This window comes from Microbacterium sp. SL62 (genome assembly GCF_026672635.1).
In the GTDB taxonomy this organism is placed as follows: domain Bacteria; phylum Actinomycetota; class Actinomycetes; order Actinomycetales; family Microbacteriaceae; genus Microbacterium; species Microbacterium testaceum_A.
This window is the reverse complement of record NZ_JAPPRM010000001.1, coordinates 2,987,367-3,004,545: the sequence shown is the minus strand read 5'-3', so window position 1 is coordinate 3,004,545 and position 17,179 is coordinate 2,987,367. Positions and strand designations below refer to the sequence as shown.

At 71.2% G+C, this 17,179-nt stretch carries 22 protein-coding genes; 11 read left to right on the top strand and 11 right to left on the bottom strand.

The window, feature by feature from the left end; translation table 11 throughout:
• Position 1 precedes the first annotated feature (1 nt).
• Entirely contained in the window at positions 2-1,033 is a 1,032-nt protein-coding gene (gene cydB, locus OVA26_RS14405; protein WP_268104569.1) for a cytochrome d ubiquinol oxidase subunit II, read from the bottom strand.
• Positions 1,034-1,042: 9 nt separating this feature from the next.
• Positions 1,043-2,482 (bottom strand): cytochrome ubiquinol oxidase subunit I, encoded by a 1,440-nt coding sequence (locus OVA26_RS14400; protein WP_268104568.1) that lies wholly within the window; start codon positions 2,480-2,482, stop codon positions 1,043-1,045.
• A 131-nt stretch (positions 2,483-2,613) separates the two neighbouring features.
• Between OVA26_RS14400 and OVA26_RS14395 the strand changes: the two genes are divergently transcribed.
• Positions 2,614-3,159 carry a PadR family transcriptional regulator gene (locus OVA26_RS14395; protein ID WP_268104567.1) on the top strand — a complete coding sequence of 182 codons (546 nt, stop codon included), beginning with the start codon at positions 2,614-2,616 and terminating at the stop codon, positions 3,157-3,159.
• Positions 3,160-3,259: 100 nt separating this feature from the next.
• Positions 3,260-3,553, top strand: coding sequence for a hypothetical protein (locus OVA26_RS14390; protein WP_268104566.1), 294 nt, complete (start codon positions 3,260-3,262; stop codon positions 3,551-3,553).
• Between the two features lie 41 nt (positions 3,554-3,594).
• On the opposite strand, the gene OVA26_RS14385 is transcribed toward OVA26_RS14390, so the two are convergent.
• Positions 3,595-3,936, bottom strand: a complete 342-nt coding sequence (locus tag OVA26_RS14385; protein WP_268104565.1) for a heavy-metal-associated domain-containing protein — start codon at positions 3,934-3,936, stop codon at positions 3,595-3,597.
• Between the two features lie 9 nt (positions 3,937-3,945).
• Entirely contained in the window at positions 3,946-4,227 is a 282-nt protein-coding gene (locus tag OVA26_RS14380) for a metal-sensitive transcriptional regulator (RefSeq protein WP_056230224.1), read from the bottom strand.
• A gap of 230 nt (positions 4,228-4,457) precedes the next feature.
• On the opposite strand from OVA26_RS14380, the gene OVA26_RS14375 reads away from it, so the two are divergent.
• Positions 4,458-4,820 (top strand): hypothetical protein, encoded by a 363-nt coding sequence (locus OVA26_RS14375; RefSeq protein ID WP_268104562.1) that lies wholly within the window; start codon positions 4,458-4,460, stop codon positions 4,818-4,820.
• Here OVA26_RS14375 and OVA26_RS14370 read toward each other — a convergent pair.
• Entirely contained in the window at positions 4,801-5,496 is a 696-nt protein-coding gene (locus tag OVA26_RS14370) for an ABC transporter ATP-binding protein (RefSeq protein ID WP_268104561.1), read from the bottom strand. The genes OVA26_RS14375 and OVA26_RS14370 overlap by 20 nt on opposite strands.
• A complete protein-coding gene (locus tag OVA26_RS14365) occupies positions 5,493-6,554 on the bottom strand; it encodes an ABC transporter permease (protein WP_056230215.1) in 1,062 nt (353 codons plus the stop codon). Before OVA26_RS14365 ends, OVA26_RS14370 begins: the two co-directional genes overlap by 4 nt.
• 146 nt (positions 6,555-6,700) lie before the next feature.
• Here OVA26_RS14365 and OVA26_RS14360 point away from each other — a divergent pair, with 146 nt between their 5' ends.
• From OVA26_RS14360 to OVA26_RS14340, 5 genes are all read left to right on the top strand, one after another.
• Complete coding sequence (locus OVA26_RS14360) at positions 6,701-7,864, top strand: sensor histidine kinase (RefSeq protein WP_268104560.1); 1,164 nt, start codon at positions 6,701-6,703, stop codon at positions 7,862-7,864.
• The gene (locus OVA26_RS14355; protein ID WP_074695602.1) at positions 7,861-8,481 is read left to right on the top strand and encodes a response regulator; all 621 of its coding nucleotides are present in this window, start codon (positions 7,861-7,863) and stop codon (positions 8,479-8,481) included. The genes OVA26_RS14360 and OVA26_RS14355 overlap by 4 nt, the downstream gene beginning before the upstream one ends.
• 37 nt (positions 8,482-8,518) lie before the next feature.
• Complete coding sequence (locus tag OVA26_RS14350; protein WP_268104559.1) at positions 8,519-9,022, top strand: bifunctional nuclease family protein; 504 nt, start codon at positions 8,519-8,521, stop codon at positions 9,020-9,022.
• An 86-nt stretch (positions 9,023-9,108) separates the two neighbouring features.
• Positions 9,109-10,170 carry a phosphogluconate dehydrogenase (NAD(+)-dependent, decarboxylating) gene (gnd, locus tag OVA26_RS14345; RefSeq protein ID WP_074695606.1) on the top strand — a complete coding sequence of 354 codons (1,062 nt, stop codon included), beginning with the start codon at positions 9,109-9,111 and terminating at the stop codon, positions 10,168-10,170.
• Between the two features lie 90 nt (positions 10,171-10,260).
• Complete coding sequence (locus OVA26_RS14340; RefSeq protein ID WP_268104558.1) at positions 10,261-10,827, top strand: ribonuclease H family protein; 567 nt, start codon at positions 10,261-10,263, stop codon at positions 10,825-10,827.
• On the opposite strand, the gene OVA26_RS14335 is transcribed toward OVA26_RS14340, so the two are convergent.
• Together OVA26_RS14335 and OVA26_RS14330 are read right to left on the bottom strand one after the other, a co-directional pair.
• Positions 10,824-11,795 (bottom strand): NAD-dependent epimerase/dehydratase family protein, encoded by a 972-nt coding sequence (locus OVA26_RS14335; RefSeq protein ID WP_268104557.1) that lies wholly within the window; start codon positions 11,793-11,795, stop codon positions 10,824-10,826. The two genes, OVA26_RS14340 and OVA26_RS14335, sit on opposite strands and share 4 nt — an antisense overlap.
• A gap of 93 nt (positions 11,796-11,888) precedes the next feature.
• Positions 11,889-12,341 carry an HNH endonuclease signature motif containing protein gene (locus tag OVA26_RS14330; RefSeq protein ID WP_268104556.1) on the bottom strand — a complete coding sequence of 151 codons (453 nt, stop codon included), beginning with the start codon at positions 12,339-12,341 and terminating at the stop codon, positions 11,889-11,891.
• Positions 12,342-12,450: 109 nt separating this feature from the next.
• Here OVA26_RS14330 and yiaA point away from each other — a divergent pair, with 109 nt between their 5' ends.
• Positions 12,451-12,918 carry an inner membrane protein YiaA gene (gene yiaA, locus OVA26_RS14325; protein WP_268104554.1) on the top strand — a complete coding sequence of 156 codons (468 nt, stop codon included), beginning with the start codon at positions 12,451-12,453 and terminating at the stop codon, positions 12,916-12,918.
• A gap of 4 nt (positions 12,919-12,922) precedes the next feature.
• On the opposite strand, the gene OVA26_RS17375 is transcribed toward yiaA, so the two are convergent.
• Positions 12,923-14,089 carry a GNAT family N-acetyltransferase gene (locus OVA26_RS17375; RefSeq protein ID WP_326493370.1) on the bottom strand — a complete coding sequence of 389 codons (1,167 nt, stop codon included), beginning with the start codon at positions 14,087-14,089 and terminating at the stop codon, positions 12,923-12,925.
• Between the two features lie 216 nt (positions 14,090-14,305).
• On the opposite strand from OVA26_RS17375, the gene OVA26_RS14310 reads away from it, so the two are divergent.
• Positions 14,306-14,590 carry a hypothetical protein gene (locus OVA26_RS14310; RefSeq protein WP_268104552.1) on the top strand — a complete coding sequence of 95 codons (285 nt, stop codon included), beginning with the start codon at positions 14,306-14,308 and terminating at the stop codon, positions 14,588-14,590.
• 75 nt (positions 14,591-14,665) lie between these two features.
• Here the strand turns inward: OVA26_RS14310 and OVA26_RS14305 are convergent, their stop codons facing one another.
• Complete coding sequence (locus OVA26_RS14305; RefSeq protein WP_268104551.1) at positions 14,666-15,136, bottom strand: GNAT family N-acetyltransferase; 471 nt, start codon at positions 15,134-15,136, stop codon at positions 14,666-14,668.
• A 121-nt stretch (positions 15,137-15,257) separates the two neighbouring features.
• Positions 15,258-16,292 (bottom strand): LLM class flavin-dependent oxidoreductase, encoded by a 1,035-nt coding sequence (locus OVA26_RS14300; protein WP_056230183.1) that lies wholly within the window; start codon positions 16,290-16,292, stop codon positions 15,258-15,260.
• Positions 16,293-16,382: 90 nt separating this feature from the next.
• Between OVA26_RS14300 and OVA26_RS14295 the strand changes: the two genes are divergently transcribed.
• Entirely contained in the window at positions 16,383-17,144 is a 762-nt protein-coding gene (locus OVA26_RS14295; RefSeq protein WP_268104550.1) for a hypothetical protein, read from the top strand.
• Positions 17,145-17,179: the final 35 nt, after the last annotated feature.

The following is a 17,179-nucleotide window of genomic DNA, read 5'->3' as shown; positions in this document are numbered from 1 at the left end:
CTCAGTGGGCGACGAGCGCGGCCTTCTCGATGCGGGCGCGGGTGACGCGCTTGCGGAACACCCAGTACGTCCAGCCCTGGTACGCCAGGATCAGCGGCAGGAAGATCAGCGCCGCCCAGCTCATGATCGTGAGCGTGTAGTCGGTGCTCGAGGCGTTGTCGATCGTGAGGCTCGAGTCCGCGGCGAGCGTCGAGGGCATGACGTTCGGGAAGAGGGCGAAGAACAGGGCTGCGACGGCGGCGACGATCGTCACGGCGCCGAGGGTGAAGGCGGTGCCTTCGCGATCACGGAGGTTCGCGATCCACGACCCGATGAGGGTCAGGGCGGCGACACCGGCCAGGGCGACGACACCGAGGAGCAGGGGCGCCTCCGTGCTCGCGGCGTTCACGATCGTCCAGCCGAGGAACAGGGCGGCCAGCGCGATGGTCAGCACTCCCGCCTTCTTTGCGAGCGAGCGGGCGTCGGCGCGCACCTGGCCGTCGGTCTTGAGGGCCACGAAGTACACCCCGTGCACGAAGAACAGGGTGAGGGTCGTGAGCCCGCCCAGGATGCCGTAGGGGTTGAGCAGCGTCAGCACGGTGCCGACGTACTCGTGGTCGGCGTCGAGGGGGACGCCCTGCACGATGTTGGCGAAGGCGACGCCCCACAGGAACGCCGGGGCGGCCGAGCCGAAGAAGATCATCCGGTCGAACGCGCGCTTCCACTTCAGCGAGTCGCGCTGGTGGCGGTACTCGAACGAGACGCCGCGGGCGATCAGGGCGATGAGGATCGCGAGCAGCGGCAGGTAGAACCCGCTGAACAGGGTCGCGTACCACTCGGGGAACGACGCGAACAGGGCGGCGCCGGCGACAATCACCCAGGTCTCGTTGAGGTCCCAGACGGGGCCGATGGTGTTGATGATCTGCCGTCGGGCGATGTCGTCCTTGCCGAGGAACGGGATCGACATGCCGACGCCGAAGTCGAAGCCGTCGAGCACGAAGTAGCCCACGAAGAGGAAGGCGACGATCCAGAACCAGAGGTATGCGAGGTCCATGAGGGGCTCCTAGTAGACCGTGGTCGGGGTGTTCTCGACCGAGTCGTCGTGTTCGGCATCGGGGTCGGGCAGCGGCTCGGGGCCCTTCTGCGCGAACTTCACGATGAGACCGAACTCGACGATTGCGAGGGTGAGGTAGACGAGGGTGAAGGCGACGAGCGAGATCAGCACGCTCCAGCCGGGCACGCTCGGCGAGACGCCGTCCTGCGTGAGCATCAGGCCGAACACGATCCAGGGCTGACGGCCCATCTCGGTGAACACCCACCCGACGAGGCTCGCGAGCATCGGCAGGGGAGCGGCCCAGATCGCGACGCGCCACATCCAGCCGGCGACGGGGCGCGTGGCCTTCTTGCGGGTGACCCACAGGCCGACGACGCTGACGAGCGCCGCGATGCCGCCGAGGGCGATCATCCAGCGGAACGCCCAGTAGGTGACCCACAGCACGGGGGCGAAGTTGCCGTCGACCTGGTCGGCGAACTGGGGGAACATCTGCTGGCTGTACAGGGTGTTGAGGTCGTTGATGCCCTCGACGCAGCCGTCGAGCGAGTGCGTCGACAGGATGCTGAGCAAGAACGGCACGCGGATGCTGAACAGCTCGCTCGTTCCGTCGGGCGTGCCGAGCGTGAAGATCGAGAACGAGGCATCCTGCCCGCAGACGGTGTTAAAGGTCGCTTCGGCCGCCGCCATCTTCATCGGCTGGGTCGCGACCATCACGAGGCTCAGCTGGTCGCCGACGATAGCGACGAGGACGAACGACACCACCGTCGACCACAGTCCGAAGCGGAGCGTCTTGCGCATCATCTCGGTGTTGCGCCCGCGTGCCATGTGCCAGGCCGAGACCGCGACGATGACCATGGCCGCGAACATCCAGCCCGCGAAGATCGTGTGGGGGAAGGCCGCGAGGGCGACGGGGTTGGTGAGCATGGCCCAGAAGTCCACGAGCTCGGCGCGGTGACCGTCCGCCGACATCTGATAGCCGACGGGGTTCTGCATGAAGGCGTTGGCGGCGATGATGAAGTACGCCGACAGGGTCGCGCCGATCGACGCCATCCAGATGCTCGCGAGGTGTGCGAGGCGGGGGAGCTTGTCCCACCCGAAGATCCACAGGCCGATGAAGGTCGCCTCGAGGAAGAAGGCGAGCAGGCCCTCGAAGGCGAGCGGGGCGCCGAAGACGTCGCCGACGAAGCGGGAGTAGGCCGACCAGTTCATGCCGAACTGGAACTCCTGGACGATGCCGGTGACCACGCCCATCGCGAAGTTGATCAGGAAGATCTTCCCGAAGAAGCGCGTGATGTGCAGCCACCGCACGTCTCCCGTGCGGTACCAGACCGTCTGGAAGATCGCCACGGCGAGCGACATTCCGAGGGTCAGGGGTACGAAGAGGAAGTGGTACAGCGTCGTCAACCCGAACTGCCAGCGGGCGAGGGCGAGGGGGTCGAGCCACTCCATCAGGAGCCTCCGATCGAACCGGATTGTGTGGTCAGACCACATGCTACGCCGGGGCTCTGCGGCGCGTCGAGGGATCCCTCGGCGTCGAACGATATACTCGGCAAGTCATTTCAGACCCGCCAGGAGGCGTCGTGTCCGTTCGTCTGAGCCTGCTCGCGATCCTCGATCGCGGCGCCTGCTACGGCTCGCAGCTGCGCGCGGAGTACGAACGGCGCACGGGGGCCCGGGTCAACGTCGGGCAGGTGTACACCACCCTCGAACGCCTCGAGCGCGACGGTCTCGTCCAGGGGGCCGGCATCGACGACGAGGCGCGCGTGCTCTGGGACCTGACGGACGACGGCCGCGCCGAGGCGCGAGCCTGGTTGTCCGGTGCCTCGCTGGTCGAGGGTCGCGACGACGTCGCCCTCAAGCTCGCGCTGGCGGTGACGCTCCCCGGGGCCGATGTCCCCGGCATCCTGTCGGTGCAACGCGACGCGACCCGCGCGGCGCTCGCCGAGGTCGACGAGGAGCTGCCGGATGCCGTGCCCTCAGCGATCGTGCGCGCAGCGCGCCGCGAGAGGCTCGAGGCGGACCTGCGCTGGCTCGACGAGGTCGAGCAGCTCGCCGCCGGAGCGGAGTCCTTCGACCTGTCCGAGGATCGTCCGCGCCGCGGGCGACCCGCGCGCAGCGCCGTCTGACCGGGCGTATCGCCGTTTCGCCATCCCGTCAAGGGAGGAGCGGATCAGGGGTCGACAGCGCACTGTGAGAACACCCCGGTACGACCCAAGGAGTTCTCGCATGGTCATGGAAGCACCCCTCAGTCGACCGGGATCGTCGAAGGCTGCCCGCGCGGCGGCGAAAGCCGGGGCGACACCGCTCGCGGCCCCGCCCGCTCTCACCGAGATCCCGTGGACGCGCATCGACCTCGACCTGTACGAGGTCGCCCGTGAGGGGGACATCGTCGGGTACGTCGAGGTCGTCGGTGCCGTCTTCGTGGCGCTCGGCGGCCCGCGCTACGACCGCGCCGTCGAGGTGTCGCAGCACCTGACCTTCCACGCGGCGGTCGACGCCCTGGTGCGTCGCGTCCTCTGAGTCCGCCCGCGTGGTGACGCAAGCCGTCCGTGCGTCCTCGGTCAGCGGATCAGCGTGTAGCCCGCTTCGTCGATCGCGGCGCTCAGGGCGGCCTGGTCGGCCGCGCCCGTCGAGGTGATGCGCACGAGCGACGCGTCGTCCGCGCGTAGGTCGATGTCGACGACCTCCACGCCGTCGAGGGCGTTGAGCTCTTCGGTCACCGCGCGCACGCAGTGGTCGCAGGTCATCCCCTCGACGCGGAGGACCGTCGACGCCCCCGCGTCCGCGCGGGAGGGGGAGGCGGGGGATGCCGCGGCCCCGTGGCCGCACCCGCATCCGTCGCCGCAGCCGCCGCCGGAGGAGCGGGGTGAGGTGAGGTCGAGGTCGATGCGCTGTTCGGTCATGGGTTCTCCTTACGAGCGGACCAGCCGGGCGATGGCCTGGTTGGCTTCTTTGAGCTTCTCTTCCGCGACGGGGCCGCCCTGCGCGGCGGCTTCGGCGACGCAGTGGGACAGGTGATCGTCGAGCAGGGAGAGGGCGACGTTCTCGAGCGCCTTCGTCACCGCCGAGACCTGGGTGAGGATGTCGATGCAGTACTGGTCGTCGTCGACCATGCGCGCGATGCCGCGCACCTGGCCCTCGGCCCGTCGCAGGCGCTTGAGGAGGTCGTCCTTGTGGCCCTCGTATCCGTGCATGCCCCGATGATACCCCCGTGGGGTATGCCTAGCACCGTCCCCGGTCCTGTCAACCCCCTCGGAATCCTCGGCTCGCGGGCGGATGGTCGAACCATCAGGAGGTCGACATGTTCTCTCGTCGCACCGGTGGTGGTCAGCGATGACCGCCGATCCCTTCCCCACCGGCCCCCATCGCCCCGTGCGCATCCCGCACCTGCCCCCGCTGCGCTCGCAGCGGCGAGAATCGAAGGATGACGCGAACACTGGCAGCGCTTCCGGGCGCCGCCCGGAGGCTGTGCCTCAGCCGAAGAAACGGCGAGATCTGCACCCGTGAGGACGGCCACCGCGGCCTTCACCACCGCACCGGCGGACGCCTGCTGTGGAACGACCTGCAGGCGGACCCGCCGGAGTGCGCCGCGGCCGGGACCCCCGCAGAACCCGCCCCGGTCCTCGACGACCGGTTCCCCGGCGGGCGCGCGCTGTGCCCCGTCTGCTGGGCGTTCGTGAGCCGCGACGGCGAGGGCCTTCTGGAGCCACACGATTCGTGGCGCGGCGACGAATCGCGCTCCGAAGCCGATCGCCGTCGCGAGTGGTTCAACGCGTACGGCTGGTGACGAGGGCCGCCCGCCCGTCGACGACCTCGACCATCTCGTCGAGGGCATGGGCGTGTACCAGATCGTGCGTCACCAGAAGGGTCGCCGTCTCGCGCTCGCGCGTCAGCCGCGACAGCAACGCCATGATCTCGGTGCCCCGGGCGCTGTCGAGGGCGCTCGTCGGCTCGTCCACCAGCAGCACCCGCGGCTCGTGCGCGAGGGCGCGGGCGATCGCCACGCGCTGGCGCTGACCACCTGACAGATGTGCGGGACGACGGTCCGCGACGGCGCCGAGCCCGACCGCGTCCAGCAGCTCGTCGACCCGCGCGCGCACGAGAGAGCGTCGCTCGCGCCGACCGGAGCCCCCGAGCTCCGCCATCACCCGCACCTGCTCACGGGCGGTGAGGGCGGGAAGCAGCTGGGGCTGCTGGAACACGATCCCGATGCGATCGCGTCGCAGCGCCGTCGCTCCCGAGGCGCTGAGCCGGGTGGCATCCGTTCCCGCGACGATCACCCGCCCGGAGTCGGGACGGATGAGGGTGGCGGCGAGGGCCAACAGGCTGGACTTGCCCGATCCCGAGGGACCGGTGATGCCGGTGACGATCCCCGGTCGTCCCTCCAGCGTGACACGGTCGACCGCGGTGACGCGGGCGTCTCCGTCGGGGTAGGTGAGGGTGACGTCGTCGAGAAGGATCATCGGGTGCTCCCGAGGGCGGTGAGAGGGTCGGACGAGGTGACGGTGCGCAGAGAGACGGCCGCGCCGAGAAGGCCGAGCGCGATCATGACCGCCGCGGGCGCGAGGGTCGTCAGCGGACTCAGGACGAAGGGCAGGGTGCCGCCGGCGACGGCCCCGAGCAGGGCGGTCAGACCGATCCCGACACCGACCCCGAGGATGAGGACCACCGACGCCTGGCCGAGGGCGTCGCGAACGAGGGCGGGGGTGCTCGCCCCGAGGGCCTTGAGGACGGCGATGTCGGCCGAGCGCTGCATCGTCCACACGGTGAAGAAGGCTCCGACCACGAGGGCCGAGACGCCGAAGAGCATCGCGATCATCAGCGCGAGCGAACCGATCTCGGACCGGAACGTCGACAGCGCCGTGAGACTCGCCAGAGGAGTGGATGCCGTGGTGCCGGTGTCGGCGGCCACGGAATCCCACGCGGGGGAGCCGGTGACGGCGAGCACCGTCGGCTGCCCCGTCCCACCCAGACGCTGGGCGAGGGTCGTCCAGGCCGCCGTGCTGAGCGCGACGACGGGCGTGTGGCTGTACCACTCGTCACCTCCGATCGCGGCCACGCGGTACGACGAGCCCGCGATCGAGACGTCGTCGCCGACCGCCGCCCCGAGCGCCTTCGCGGCGCCCGCCGACAGGTCGACCTCGTCGTCGCGGCGCGGGGCGGCGAAGGCCGTACCCGCGTCGAGCCCGAAGAGGGCGACAGCGGTCGAGGCGCCGGGACCCTCGGCCCGCGTCTGCGTGATGCCGACGGGGGTGACCGTGTCGACTCCGGGCGCCGCGCGCCAGGCGGCGACGGTGTCGGCCTCGATGGTCGAGTCCGCGAAGGTCGCGCTCGCGCCGTCGACCGGGTGCAGCACCAGCCGGTCCCCGGGGAGAGCGAGCACGCCCGAGACGTTCTGAGCGGCGAGGCCGCCCGTCAGCCCCGAGAGGAAGCCGACGAGCAGGGTGATGAGGGCGACGACCGCCCCGATGAGGGCGAATCGCCCGCGGGCGAACCGCAGATCGCGCCATGCGACGTACACGTCGCCTCCTTCCGCCGACGACTCTCGCCGGCACCGTCCCAGCCTCGCCAGGGGCGGGCTCGCGGGCATCGGCGGGGTGGGCGAACTCTCTCTCCACCTTTCGGATGATCCGCCGGGGTCCTGGCATCCGTAGCCTGGAGCGTGACATGAGCCATCGACCCCTCGCCCCCGTCTTCACGGGGCTGCGCGTGGGCCTGCACGCCCTCTTCGGGGGCCTGCTCGCCCTCGTCGTCGCGCGCGTCCTGCTGACGAACGGATCGCTGCTCGCCCTCGTGCTCGCCGGCGTGCTGGGGGTCGTGTACCTCGCGGGGCTCTGGGTCGCGCGTTCGGGGCGCTCGCGGCGCAGCGTCGTGTGGGTGGTGGCGCTCACGGTGGTGTGGGCGGCGCTGGTGTGGCTCGTGCCCGAAGCGGCGTACCTCGTGTTCCCCCTGTTCTTCCTGTACCTGCACGTCCTGCCGGGGGCGGCCGGACCGCTCGCCGTCGTCGGCACCACGGCCCTCACGATCGCCGCTTTCGCCGTGCACGGGGGGCTCACCGTCGGCGGGGTCGTCGGTCCGGTCGTCGGGGCGGGGGTGGCGCTGTTGATCGGCCTGGGCTACGGGGCTCTGGAGAGGCGGGCCGCGGAGCGCGAGGCGCTCATGTCCGAACTGATCGCCACGCGCGGTCGGCTCGCCGCCGCCGAGCGCGAGCAGGGGACGCTCGCCGAACGCGCGCGACTCGCCCGCGAACTGCACGACACCGTCGCCCAGGGGCTGTCGAGCATCCAGATGCTGTTGCACGCGGCGGAGCGGGCCGACGCCGACGGCCCCGGGATCGCGCACGTGCGCCTCGCGCGCCAGACGGCCGCCGACGGTCTCGCCGAGACGCGTCGGTTCATCCGCGAGCTCGCTCCGCCGAGCCTCGATCGCGGCCTGGGCTCGGCCCTCGAGCGTCTCGCCGCCGGGTGGGGCGCCCGCGAGGGCGTCGACGTGGAGGTGGAAGTGGATGCCGCGGTCTCGCTGCCCATGGACGCGCAGACCGCTCTGCTCCGCATCGCCCAGGGGGCCCTCGCGAACGTCGCCCAGCACGCGCGGGCGCGGAGCGTGCGCATCCGACTCGTCCCGCAGGCGGGGGGTGCGCGGTTGACCGTGACCGACGACGGCATCGGGTTCGACGCGAGCGGCGCCGAGCAGGCGGCATTCGGAACGGACTCCTTCGGGCTGCGCGCCATGCGCGAGCGCGTCGATCAGCTCGACGGCGTGCTCGACGTGGACAGCGCGCCCGACGCGGGATCGACCATCACCGTCGTCCTTCCGGGAGGGGCGGCATGATCCGCGTCGTGATCGCCGACGACCACCCGGTGGTGCGGGCGGGTGTGCGCGCCCTGCTCGATGCCGAAGCCGACATCGAGGTGGTGGGCGAGGCGGCCACCCCCGACGAGGCCGTCGCCCTCGCCGCGTCGCTCGCGCCGGAGCTCGTGCTGATGGACCTGCAGTTCGGCGAACGGGCGGCGGGAGCCGAGGCCACCCGACGGGTGCGCGCGCTCGCCGCGCCACCGTACGTGCTCGTGCTGACGAACTACGACACCGACGGCGACATCCTCGGCGCCGTCGAGGCGGGAGCCAGCGGGTACCTGCTCAAGGACGCCCCGCCACACGAGCTCCTCGCCGGCGTCCGTGCCGCTGCGGCCGGGCAGAGCGCTCTGGCCCCGGCGATCGCGGGGCGCCTCCTCGCCCGTCTGCGCGAGCCGCGGGTGACCCTGTCGGTGCGCGAGATCGAGGTGGTGCGTCTCGTCGCGCGAGGCGCCTCGAACGCCGAGGTGGCCGCGCGCCTGCACATCACCGACGCGACGGTGAAGTCGCACCTCGCGCACGTGTTCTCGAAACTCGGCGTCTCTTCTCGCACCGCCGCCGTCTCGGCGGCTCGAGCCCTCGGCATCCTGCGCTGATCCTCCACGCGGGTGCGCGGGCCTTTACGATGGCCCCATGATCAGGGTGCGCGTCGTCGGGGTCGCCCTCGACCCCGCCCAGCAGCACGTCATCCTGCTGAAACCGATCGACGCGACTCGAGGACGCGATCGCGTGCTGCCCGTGTGGATCGGACCGCAAGAGGCGATGTCGATCCTCGTCGCGATCGAGGGCACGGGATCTCCGCGCCCCCTCGCGCACGATCTCATGACCGCGATGCTCGGCGAGCTGTCCGCGTCGGTCGACCGGGTGGAGATCACCCACCTCGACGAGGGGACCTTCCACGCGCGGGTAGTGCTGAACACCCCGGTCGGGCCCCGCACCTTCGACTCCCGCCCCTCGGATGCCATCGCCCTCGCCGCCCGCGCCGATGCGCCGATCCTCGTGGCCGATGCCGTCTTCGACGAGGCCGGAGTCCCCGACGACGCCGTGGAGCTCGACGGCGACCGGGCCGACGAGGACCGCGTGGAGGAATTCCGAAGGTTCCTCGACCACGTCGATCCCGACGATTTCCAGGGCTAGCACCGATCCCGGGTGCCCCCGCACGCTCCTAGACTCGCGGAAGGGCCGCGTGCCGCGGTCCGTGATCCACGACGAACGGGGAACCAATGCAACTCGCCATGGTCGGACTCGGACGAATGGGCGCCAACATCGTCCGCAGACTCATGAGAGACGGTCACGACTGCGTCGTGTTCGACGTGAACCAGGATGCCGTGGCCTCCCTGGTCGCGGAGGGGGCGACCGGGGCGACGAGCATCGCGGACCTCGCATCGAAGCTGCAGAAGCCCCGCGCCGTCTGGCTCATGATCCCCGCCGGTCTCACCGGAAAGGTCGTCGACGAGGTCGCCGAGGTGCTCGAGCCGGGCGACATCATCATCGATGGCGGCAACTCGAATTACCGCGACGACGTGCGCCGGGCGAAGAAGCTCGACGACAGCGGCATCCACTACGTCGACGTGGGTACCAGCGGTGGCGTGTTCGGTCTCGAGCGCGGGTACTGCCTGATGGTCGGCGGCCACGACGAGGCCGTCGCGCACCTCGAGCCCGTCCTGCGCACGATCGCGCCCGGACCGGGAGAGGTCGAGCGCACGCCCGGGCGCACCGGCGACTACACGACCGAGGAGCGCGGCTACCTGCACTGCGGCCCCTCCGGCAGCGGTCACTTCGTGAAGATGGTCCACAACGGCATCGAGTACGGCATCATGGCCGCCCTCGCCGAGGGCCTCAACGTGCTGAACAACGCCGACGCGGGGCTGCACCAGGGCGAGCACTCCGCCGAGGTCGCGCCGCTCGAAGAGCCGGAGTTCTACCAGTTCGACATCGACACCGCCCGGGTCACGGAGCTCTGGCGCCGCGGCTCGGTCATCTCGTCGTGGCTGCTCGACCTCACCGCCGCCGCCCTCGCGCAGAACCCGACCCTCGACGGCCTCGCCGGTCGCGTGTCGGACTCGGGCGAGGGGCGCTGGACGGTCAAGGCCGCCGTCGACACGGGCGTGCCCGTGCCCGTGCTGGCGGCGTCGCTGTTCGAGCGCTTCGCCTCGCGCGGCGAGGACCACTTCGCCAACCAGGTGCTCTCGGCGATGCGCCTGCAGTTCGGCGGGCACCAGGAGCTGCCCGCGGGCGACGTGCTCGAGGCCGGTCAGAAGAAGGCCGAGAGCGGCCGCAACTGACGTCGTCGACCCCGCCCTCGCCGCCGGTGATTCGCACCGTCGGCGGGGGCGTCGTCGTTCGCGTGCAGCGCTCCGGGGGAGACTAGAGGGATGAGCAGTACCGAATCGCCCGCGTCCTCCGACCGCTACGTCGTCGCCACAGACGGCGCGTGCAAGGGCAATCCTGGCCCCGCCGGCTGGGCCTGGGTCGGCGAAGACGGACACTGGGCGGCAGGGTCCATCCCCGAGGGCACCAACAACATCGGCGAGCTGCTCGGCCTGCTGTACGCCATCACCGATCACTCCGACGTGCGTGAACTTGTCGTGCAGGCCGACTCGAAGTACGCGATCGACACGTACTCGACCTGGATGGACGGCCACCGCCGTCGCGGCTGGGTCACTAGCGCGAAGAAGCCGGTCGCCAACCAGGGCATCCTCGAAGCGCTGATCGCGGCGCGCGACGCTCGGCGGGCCGCCGGGCTCCCCGACGTCGTGCTCGAGCACGTGCGCGGGCACTCGGGCCACGTGCTCAACTCGTGGGCCGACGAGCGTGCGGTGCGGGCTTCGCAGCACGCCGCCAAGGGTGAGGAGCTCATCTGGACCTCGCTGCGCGGCCTCGACAAGCTCGAGGTGTCGTCGGCGCCTCCCCGTTCCGCGGCCGACCGCAACGGACGCTAGGCGCTGAGGACCTCCGCCTCTTCGGCGGGGGTGAGTCCCGCTCGGCGGGGGCGGTCCAGTCCGCGTTCGCGCTCGTCGTCGAGCGTGCGGCGCATCGTCTCGGCGAGAGAGCGGCGACGCCCTCCGCATGCCACGAAAGCGGCGTCGCTGCGGCGCGCGAAGCCTCCCGCGTTCTCGGGCAGCCAAAGAGGCAGCGAGCGCGGCCCAGCCCAGTAGGCGACGCCCCGCGCGGTGAGGGTGTCGTCGTCGAGGGTGACAGTCTCGGTCGGCGTTCCCGGTGCGTCGTGAGCGGCCGCGTCGCGGGCCGCCGCGAGCACGGCTGCGAGGGGGAGCTCCTCGCCGACCGCGTTGACCGGACCCGTGATGCCCGTGCGGCCGGTGAGGTCGATCCACGCGGCGAGGTCGTCCACGTCGATCGCTTGGACGTGACGACCGGTCGCCTCGGGCGCGAGGACCCGCCCGCCGCGGGCGTAGCGTGCGGGCCAGTAGCCGAAGCGATCGGTGGGGTCGCCCGGCCCCACGATGAGCCCGGCCCGCGCCAGGAGCGCCTGGTCGCCGCGCCGGGCCGAGGTGATCCGTTCGGCGTGCACCTTAGCATCCGCGTACTGTCCGAGATCGGTCGGCTCCACGAGTTCCGCCGTCTCGTCGGCGAACGGCATGTCGGAGCGGGAATACACCGAGACGCTCGAGACGAGCGTCCAGTGCGCCGCCCGGTCGGCGAGGGCATCGAGGGCGGATGCCACGAGCCCCGGGTCCCACGAGAGCTCGACGACCTGGTCCCACTCGTGTCGGACTTCGTCGTAGGCGCCGGGCGCTGCCCGGTCGGCGCGGATCAGCCGGGCGCCGTGCGCCGCGTCGCCGGATTCGCCGCGGGCGAGGCACGTGACCTCGGCGCCCTGTGCGACCGCGTGCGCCGCGATGGCGCGGCCGAGCCACGCGGTTCCGCCGAGGATGAGGATGCGTCTCATGCGGGTCAGCCAACCACCCGAAGCGGGGGCGGGGCGAGGGTGTTCGCGCTCGGCGGAGGGAGCGGCGATGGCTGGCGGAGGGCGCGAACGTGCTCAGAACGGCGGCGGGTCGGGGTCGGGGTGAGGATCGGGGTCGAGCGCGAAGGCGACCCGACGTTCGGGTGGGTCGGTGGTGCGGCGCCCGAGCGGGCTCGTCCACACGATGCTGCCGTCGGATTGCGGGGCGGCCGTCCAGGGCGTCTCGGTCTTGAGGACGTGGTGACGCTTGCACAGGCACGCGAGGTTGCACAGCGTCGTCGGGCCGCCCCTCGCGTGGTCGAGATTGTGGTCGATCTCACAGCGGCGGGCGGGCTGACGGCATCCGGGAAAGCGGCAGTGCACGTCGCGGAGGCGCACGAAGCGACGCATCGCCGGAGTCGGACGGTAACGGTCGACCCCGAGGACCACGCCCGTGACCGGGTCGGTGAGCAGGCGCTCCCACCCCGGTGCTTCGGCGAAGAGGTGGCGCGCCGTATCGGCGTCGACGGGGGCGCACCCGTCGAGCATCGCGCCGCGCTCGCTCGCGCCGGCATGGCGTTTTCGGCATGAACCTTCCGCTAGCTTCTCGGCCACGGCATATGTCCCCGTCAGGGGACCCGACGAAGGGGTGGGAAAGATGACGGATATTTACACGCAGCAGATGCTCGGTCGCCCGACCGGAGCGTTCGTGGGGGCCTCGTGGGTGGCGCTGGGGCTGGGGGCCTCGGTGTACTTCATCGGCCTGTACAACGCGCACATGACGCTCGCCGAGAAGGGCTTCTACCTCTCGGTGTTCCTCCTCGGACTGTTCGCCGCCATCTCGGTGCAGAAGGCGGTGCGCGACCGCGCCGAAGACATCCCGGTCACCGGCGCCTACCTCGGCGTCGCGTGGGGAATGTTGCTCGTCGCCCTCGCCCTCATGTCCGTCGGGCTCTGGAACGCCGAACTCCTCCTGTCGGAAAAGGGGTTCTACGGCATTGGATTTGCCATGAGCCTGTTCGCCGTCGTGGCGGTGCAGAAGAACGTGCGCGACCTCGCCGCGTTCCGCAACGTCCACCCCGACACCGCGCCCGTCGAGCACACCGGCTACCCGACCATGGGGTGAGGCGTCAGCCGACCGGCGTCCCCTGGTGGAACAGGCACCGCGGTGCGGGGTCGCACCGCCAGAGGGACGACCGGCGGCTGACACGGTCCTCGAATCTCAGCAGATAGGTGAGCAGGACGGTGGTGGGTCCGAGCACCCGTGCGGCTCGCTCTTCGATGGCGGGCGAAGCGTCGGCCCCCGGTTCTTCTCGAAGTGCGGCGATGATCTCGTCCCGCGTCCATCGGCGACCGGACTGACCGATCTCCACGAAGTCGGGGTCGAGAAACCGCTCGAGCTCTCCCCCATGCACGCGCACGGCCGGGTGAAGGAGTATCTCTTCGGCGGCCCAGGCCGCGGCGATGAGGGCATCGGCATCCAGAGCCCTCCCGCGGATGACATAGGAGCGCTGGATCCCCGCGGTCTCGCGTCCCCACGTGCTCGACGCGACACGGCGCTGGTGGGCGTCGAACGCGGCCTCGTCGAGGAAGCGCTCCGATACCCGCCAGACGCCGTCGGTCTCGGTCGGGGTGACGTCGAACGAGAGGCACCCCGGCTCGGCCCGGGTGAGGGCGAGGTGCTCGTCCAGGTGGGCGCGCACGCGGTCCGCCTGATCGTCGTCAGCGCACCGCAGCTCTCCGGTGAGGGTCACCTCGGGGCCGCGCGGTACCGGCGTTGTGATCCCGCTCGCCCAGTCGCGACGCAGGACGCTGTAGGCGACGGATGCCACGGGCTCACCGCCCTCGACGGGCCAGCCGTCGCGGTAGTACGCCTCGAACACCCATCCGCAGCGTTCGAAGACCCGCCGCATCGCGACGTTGTCCTCGCGGGTCTGGCCCTCGAGGCGGATGACCGCGGGGTGCCGGGAGAAGACGAGGTCGGTGGCGATCCGGAGCGCGGCGGAACCGTGCCCGCGACCCCGGGCAGCATCGGCGAGGCGCAGATCGACCATCGCCGTGGCGTCGTCGAGATCGTCGAGACGGAGCACGCCGACGCGACCGTCCTTCTCGTCGTCTATCCAGAAGGTCTGGATGTCGTCGCCCTCCCATGCACCCGCCCGGATGGCCTCACCGACCTGCTCCGCGGTCGGACGCGTGCGCATGTGGAACGGGAACGTGTTCGCGGTGAGGAATGCCGTCAGCGCGGCCCGGTCGTCCGGCTCGGACAGGGCGGCGCGCGTCAGAGAGATACCCACCCGCCCACCGTAGACACGAACGCCCGGCGGAGTCATATCGCGGCGTGGGTACGCTGGAAACGCCGATCTCGTCCGCCTTCGCTGACGGCGTCGGGTCCCTCCGCGCTTTCCGCCCCTTCGAAGGAGCATCCCATCGCCGCTTCGCCCTCCCCGACGAGGATCCGCGCCCTCCGCACCGCTTCGCTCACGACCGCCGGTGTCGGCGCCGCGATCACCATGGGCGCCCTGGGGCCGTGGTTCACCCCCGTCATCCTCCTCGTCGCGACGGCGGGAGCGTTGCTGGTGATCTGGCGTACCTCCGCGGGTGTCATCGGCGCCCGCGCGATCGTGCCGGTGCTGGCTGTCGTCGTCGTGCTGACGATCGCGGCGCTGCTCGGGCTCATCGGCATCCTGCCCTCCGCGTGGGTGTGGGCTGCTCTCGGCGCGTACGCGGTGGCGTGGGGCGAGTACCTCGTGTCGCAGACGATCGCCCGCTCGCACGGGCTGACGGGCTACCGGTGATCCCGGTCGCGCGCGTCACGGTCACCGACACCGCGCGCTGACGAGCCCGGCCTGGGAGTGCCGGTGCGGTTCACCTCATCGCAGCTCGAGGCACACGAGCCCCGGTCGCTCATCCCACGGCGGGACGATCCCGAAGCCCGCGGTGCGGTACATCCGCAGGGCGGGCTCGCGCCACTCCCACACCGAGAGGTGCACCGGCCGCGTCGCTCCGCGTAGCGCGGCCGTGAGCAGCGCCGACCCGACCCCGTGTCCGCGGGCGCCGGGGGTCACCCAGAACCGGGAGATCTCGGTCACGCCTCCGGAGGATCCGACCGCCAGCACTCCGCAGTCGACACCGTCGACCGCGGCGACCAGCACGCGGCGGTCGGCGAAGACGGTAGCGGGGTCGTCGATCTCACGGATGTAACGGGCGGGCATCGCGGCGCGCGGATCGACGAGTCCGTGCTCCGCCTTCTCGGCCTCGGTCCGTCGCAGATAGTCGCCGACGAGCGCGGAGACCGATCCTGCGTCGTGGGGGAAGCTTGCGGTGCGGATGACGACGCTCACCCGCCTACCGTACGAGCCGCCGGCGGTGTCCCACGCGCGACGACGACGGTCGCGTCTCCCCGAAACGCCGAACGGACCCGGATGCCGAGGTGATCGGCATCCGGGTCCGTTCGAGGTTCGCTCAGACCGTCGCGAGCGTCGACTGCCAGCCGAGGGCGGGAGCGACGTGCTTCGCGAAGTTCTCGACCAGGCGCAGGTTGAACTCCACACCCATCTGCGAGGGGATCGTGAGCATGAGCGTGTCGGCACTCATCACCGCGGCGTCGTTCTGCAGCTGCTCGACGAGCTTGTCGGGGGTGGCCGCGTACGTTTTGCCGAAGGTCGAGCGCATGCCGTCGATCACGCCGATCTGGTCGCTGCCGGCTGAGCCGCCGAAGTACATCTCGTCCTCGGCCGTCACGATCGGGAAGATGCTGCGGCTCACCGAGGTGCGCGGTTCGCCCTCGTGACCCGCCTCGCGCCACGCGGCGCGGAAGGCGTCGAGCTGCTGGGCCTGCAGGAGGTCGAACGGCGTTCCGTCGGCCTCGGTGAGCAGGGTCGACGACATGAGGTTCACGCCGAGGCGTCCGGCCCATTCGGCAGTCGCCGTGGTGCCCGCGCCCCACCAGATGCGCGTGCGCAGGCCCGGGGAGTGCGGCTCGATGCGCTGAAGACCGGTGCCTCCACCGAAGGGGCTCAGGGGGTCGCGCTCGGCGAGCCCCTCGCCGTCGATCGCGCGCAGGAACAGGTCGAAGTGCTCGCGGGCGATGTCGCCGCCGCGCGGATCTTCGGAGCCGGTGTATCCGAACGCCTCGTAGCCACGGACGACCGTCTCGGGTGACCCACGGCTCACGCCGAGGGCGAGTCGGTTGCCGCTGATGAGGTCGACGGATGCCGCCTCTTCGGCGAGCATGAGCGGGTTCTCGTACCGCATGTCGATGACGCCGGTGCCGACCTCGATGCGCGAGGTACGGGCGGCGATGGCGGCGAGCAGAGGCATGGGGGCCGCCTGCTGGCGAGCGAAGTGGTGCACGCGGAACGAGACGCCGTTGACCCCGAGGTCGTCCATGCCCTGGGCGAGGTCGATCGCCTGGAGCATCGAGTCGCCGGCGGTGAGCTGGCGGCCGCCGCCGAGGGGGCCGTAGTGGCCGAAGGAGAGTGTGCCGAAGGAGCGCATACCGGGTGCAACGCGACAGAGCGCGATCTATTCCCACGCATACACCGCGCACGACCCCGGACGCCGTGCAGGTGTGGAACCATTCAGGACATGGACGATGACGTGCGCGAGGAGCTGCGACTGCTCCGCGCGAGAGCGTACGGTCCCCACGCCGACATCGCCGACGACGCGACCGCCGTCGCGCGGCTGCGCGAGCTCGAGGATCTCGAACGGCAGGATCGCCTGCCACCCGCGCCGCGCGTGCCGTTGACCTCCGCGGGCTCACGGGCCGCTCTCGTCGCCCCCGACGACGATGAGGACGGCGACGACGAGGACGAAGACGGCGACGACGGCGAGCGCGATCGCCCCGCCCTCGTGGGATCGAAACGGCGGCTCTGGATCTGGGCGGCCTCTCTCGCGGTGGTCGCCGCCCTCGCCAGCGCCGCGACGGCGGCGAGCCTCACGGTCGTCCCCGTGACCGCCGCGGCGGGCGCTCCGCAGGTCGACACCCTCGTGCCCGCTCCCGACGCCGCGGTCCCCCCGGTCTTCGGCCAGCGCACCGGCGCGGAGCGCGCCTACGAGAACTACTACGGCGTCGCCGCCTTCACGGGCCGGGCTCCCACCGACGCAACCGACAACCGCAACCCCTGCCTCTACCTGCTCGACGCCGACGAGGTGGGTGCGGACGACACCCGCGGATTCCGCGGCAACTTCGTCTACGGAGGGTGCGGAGCCGGCGTCTTCCCGGCGACCGTGCAGTTCGTCGTCGCCGACGGCATGCCCGACGCGTTCGTGCAGCGGTTCCCGATCGGCACGAGCATGCAGTTCGTGTTCGACGGCGAGAACGTCGGCGTCTTCAGCGACCGCGGCTGACGCGCCCCCGGCTGACGCGCCCCGACGACGACGCC

What these genes read in the sequence shown, in the direction of transcription:
- OVA26_RS14380 (WP_056230224.1), bottom strand. Translation starts at nt 4,227, where the DNA reads ATGCACGGATACGAGGGCCACAAGGACGACCTCCTCAAGCGCCTGCGA.
- OVA26_RS14340 (WP_268104558.1), top strand. Translation starts at nt 10,261, where the DNA reads ATGAGCAGTACCGAATCGCCCGCGTCCTCCGACCGCTACGTCGTCGCC.
- OVA26_RS14385 (WP_268104565.1), bottom strand. Translation starts at nt 3,936, where the DNA reads ATGACCGAACAGCGCATCGACCTCGACCTCACCTCACCCCGCTCCTCC.
- OVA26_RS14375 (WP_268104562.1), top strand. Translation starts at nt 4,458, where the DNA reads ATGACGCGAACACTGGCAGCGCTTCCGGGCGCCGCCCGGAGGCTGTGC.
- OVA26_RS14335 (WP_268104557.1), bottom strand. Translation starts at nt 11,795, where the DNA reads ATGAGACGCATCCTCATCCTCGGCGGAACCGCGTGGCTCGGCCGCGCC.
- yiaA (WP_268104554.1), top strand. Translation starts at nt 12,451, where the DNA reads ATGACGGATATTTACACGCAGCAGATGCTCGGTCGCCCGACCGGAGCG.
- gnd (WP_074695606.1), top strand. Translation starts at nt 9,109, where the DNA reads ATGCAACTCGCCATGGTCGGACTCGGACGAATGGGCGCCAACATCGTC.
- cydB (WP_268104569.1), bottom strand. Translation starts at nt 1,033, where the DNA reads ATGGACCTCGCATACCTCTGGTTCTGGATCGTCGCCTTCCTCTTCGTG.
- OVA26_RS14295 (WP_268104550.1), top strand. Translation starts at nt 16,383, where the DNA reads ATGGACGATGACGTGCGCGAGGAGCTGCGACTGCTCCGCGCGAGAGCG.
- OVA26_RS14370 (WP_268104561.1), bottom strand. Translation starts at nt 5,496, where the DNA reads ATGATCCTTCTCGACGACGTCACCCTCACCTACCCCGACGGAGACGCC.
- OVA26_RS14400 (WP_268104568.1), bottom strand. Translation starts at nt 2,482, where the DNA reads ATGGAGTGGCTCGACCCCCTCGCCCTCGCCCGCTGGCAGTTCGGGTTG.
- OVA26_RS14390 (WP_268104566.1), top strand. Translation starts at nt 3,260, where the DNA reads ATGGTCATGGAAGCACCCCTCAGTCGACCGGGATCGTCGAAGGCTGCC.
- OVA26_RS14310 (WP_268104552.1), top strand. Translation starts at nt 14,306, where the DNA reads ATGGGCGCCCTGGGGCCGTGGTTCACCCCCGTCATCCTCCTCGTCGCG.
- OVA26_RS14300 (WP_056230183.1), bottom strand. Translation starts at nt 16,292, where the DNA reads ATGCGCTCCTTCGGCACACTCTCCTTCGGCCACTACGGCCCCCTCGGC.
- OVA26_RS14355 (WP_074695602.1), top strand. Translation starts at nt 7,861, where the DNA reads ATGATCCGCGTCGTGATCGCCGACGACCACCCGGTGGTGCGGGCGGGT.
- OVA26_RS14360 (WP_268104560.1), top strand. Translation starts at nt 6,701, where the DNA reads ATGAGCCATCGACCCCTCGCCCCCGTCTTCACGGGGCTGCGCGTGGGC.
- OVA26_RS14330 (WP_268104556.1), bottom strand. Translation starts at nt 12,341, where the DNA reads ATGCTCGACGGGTGCGCCCCCGTCGACGCCGATACGGCGCGCCACCTC.
- OVA26_RS14350 (WP_268104559.1), top strand. Translation starts at nt 8,519, where the DNA reads ATGATCAGGGTGCGCGTCGTCGGGGTCGCCCTCGACCCCGCCCAGCAG.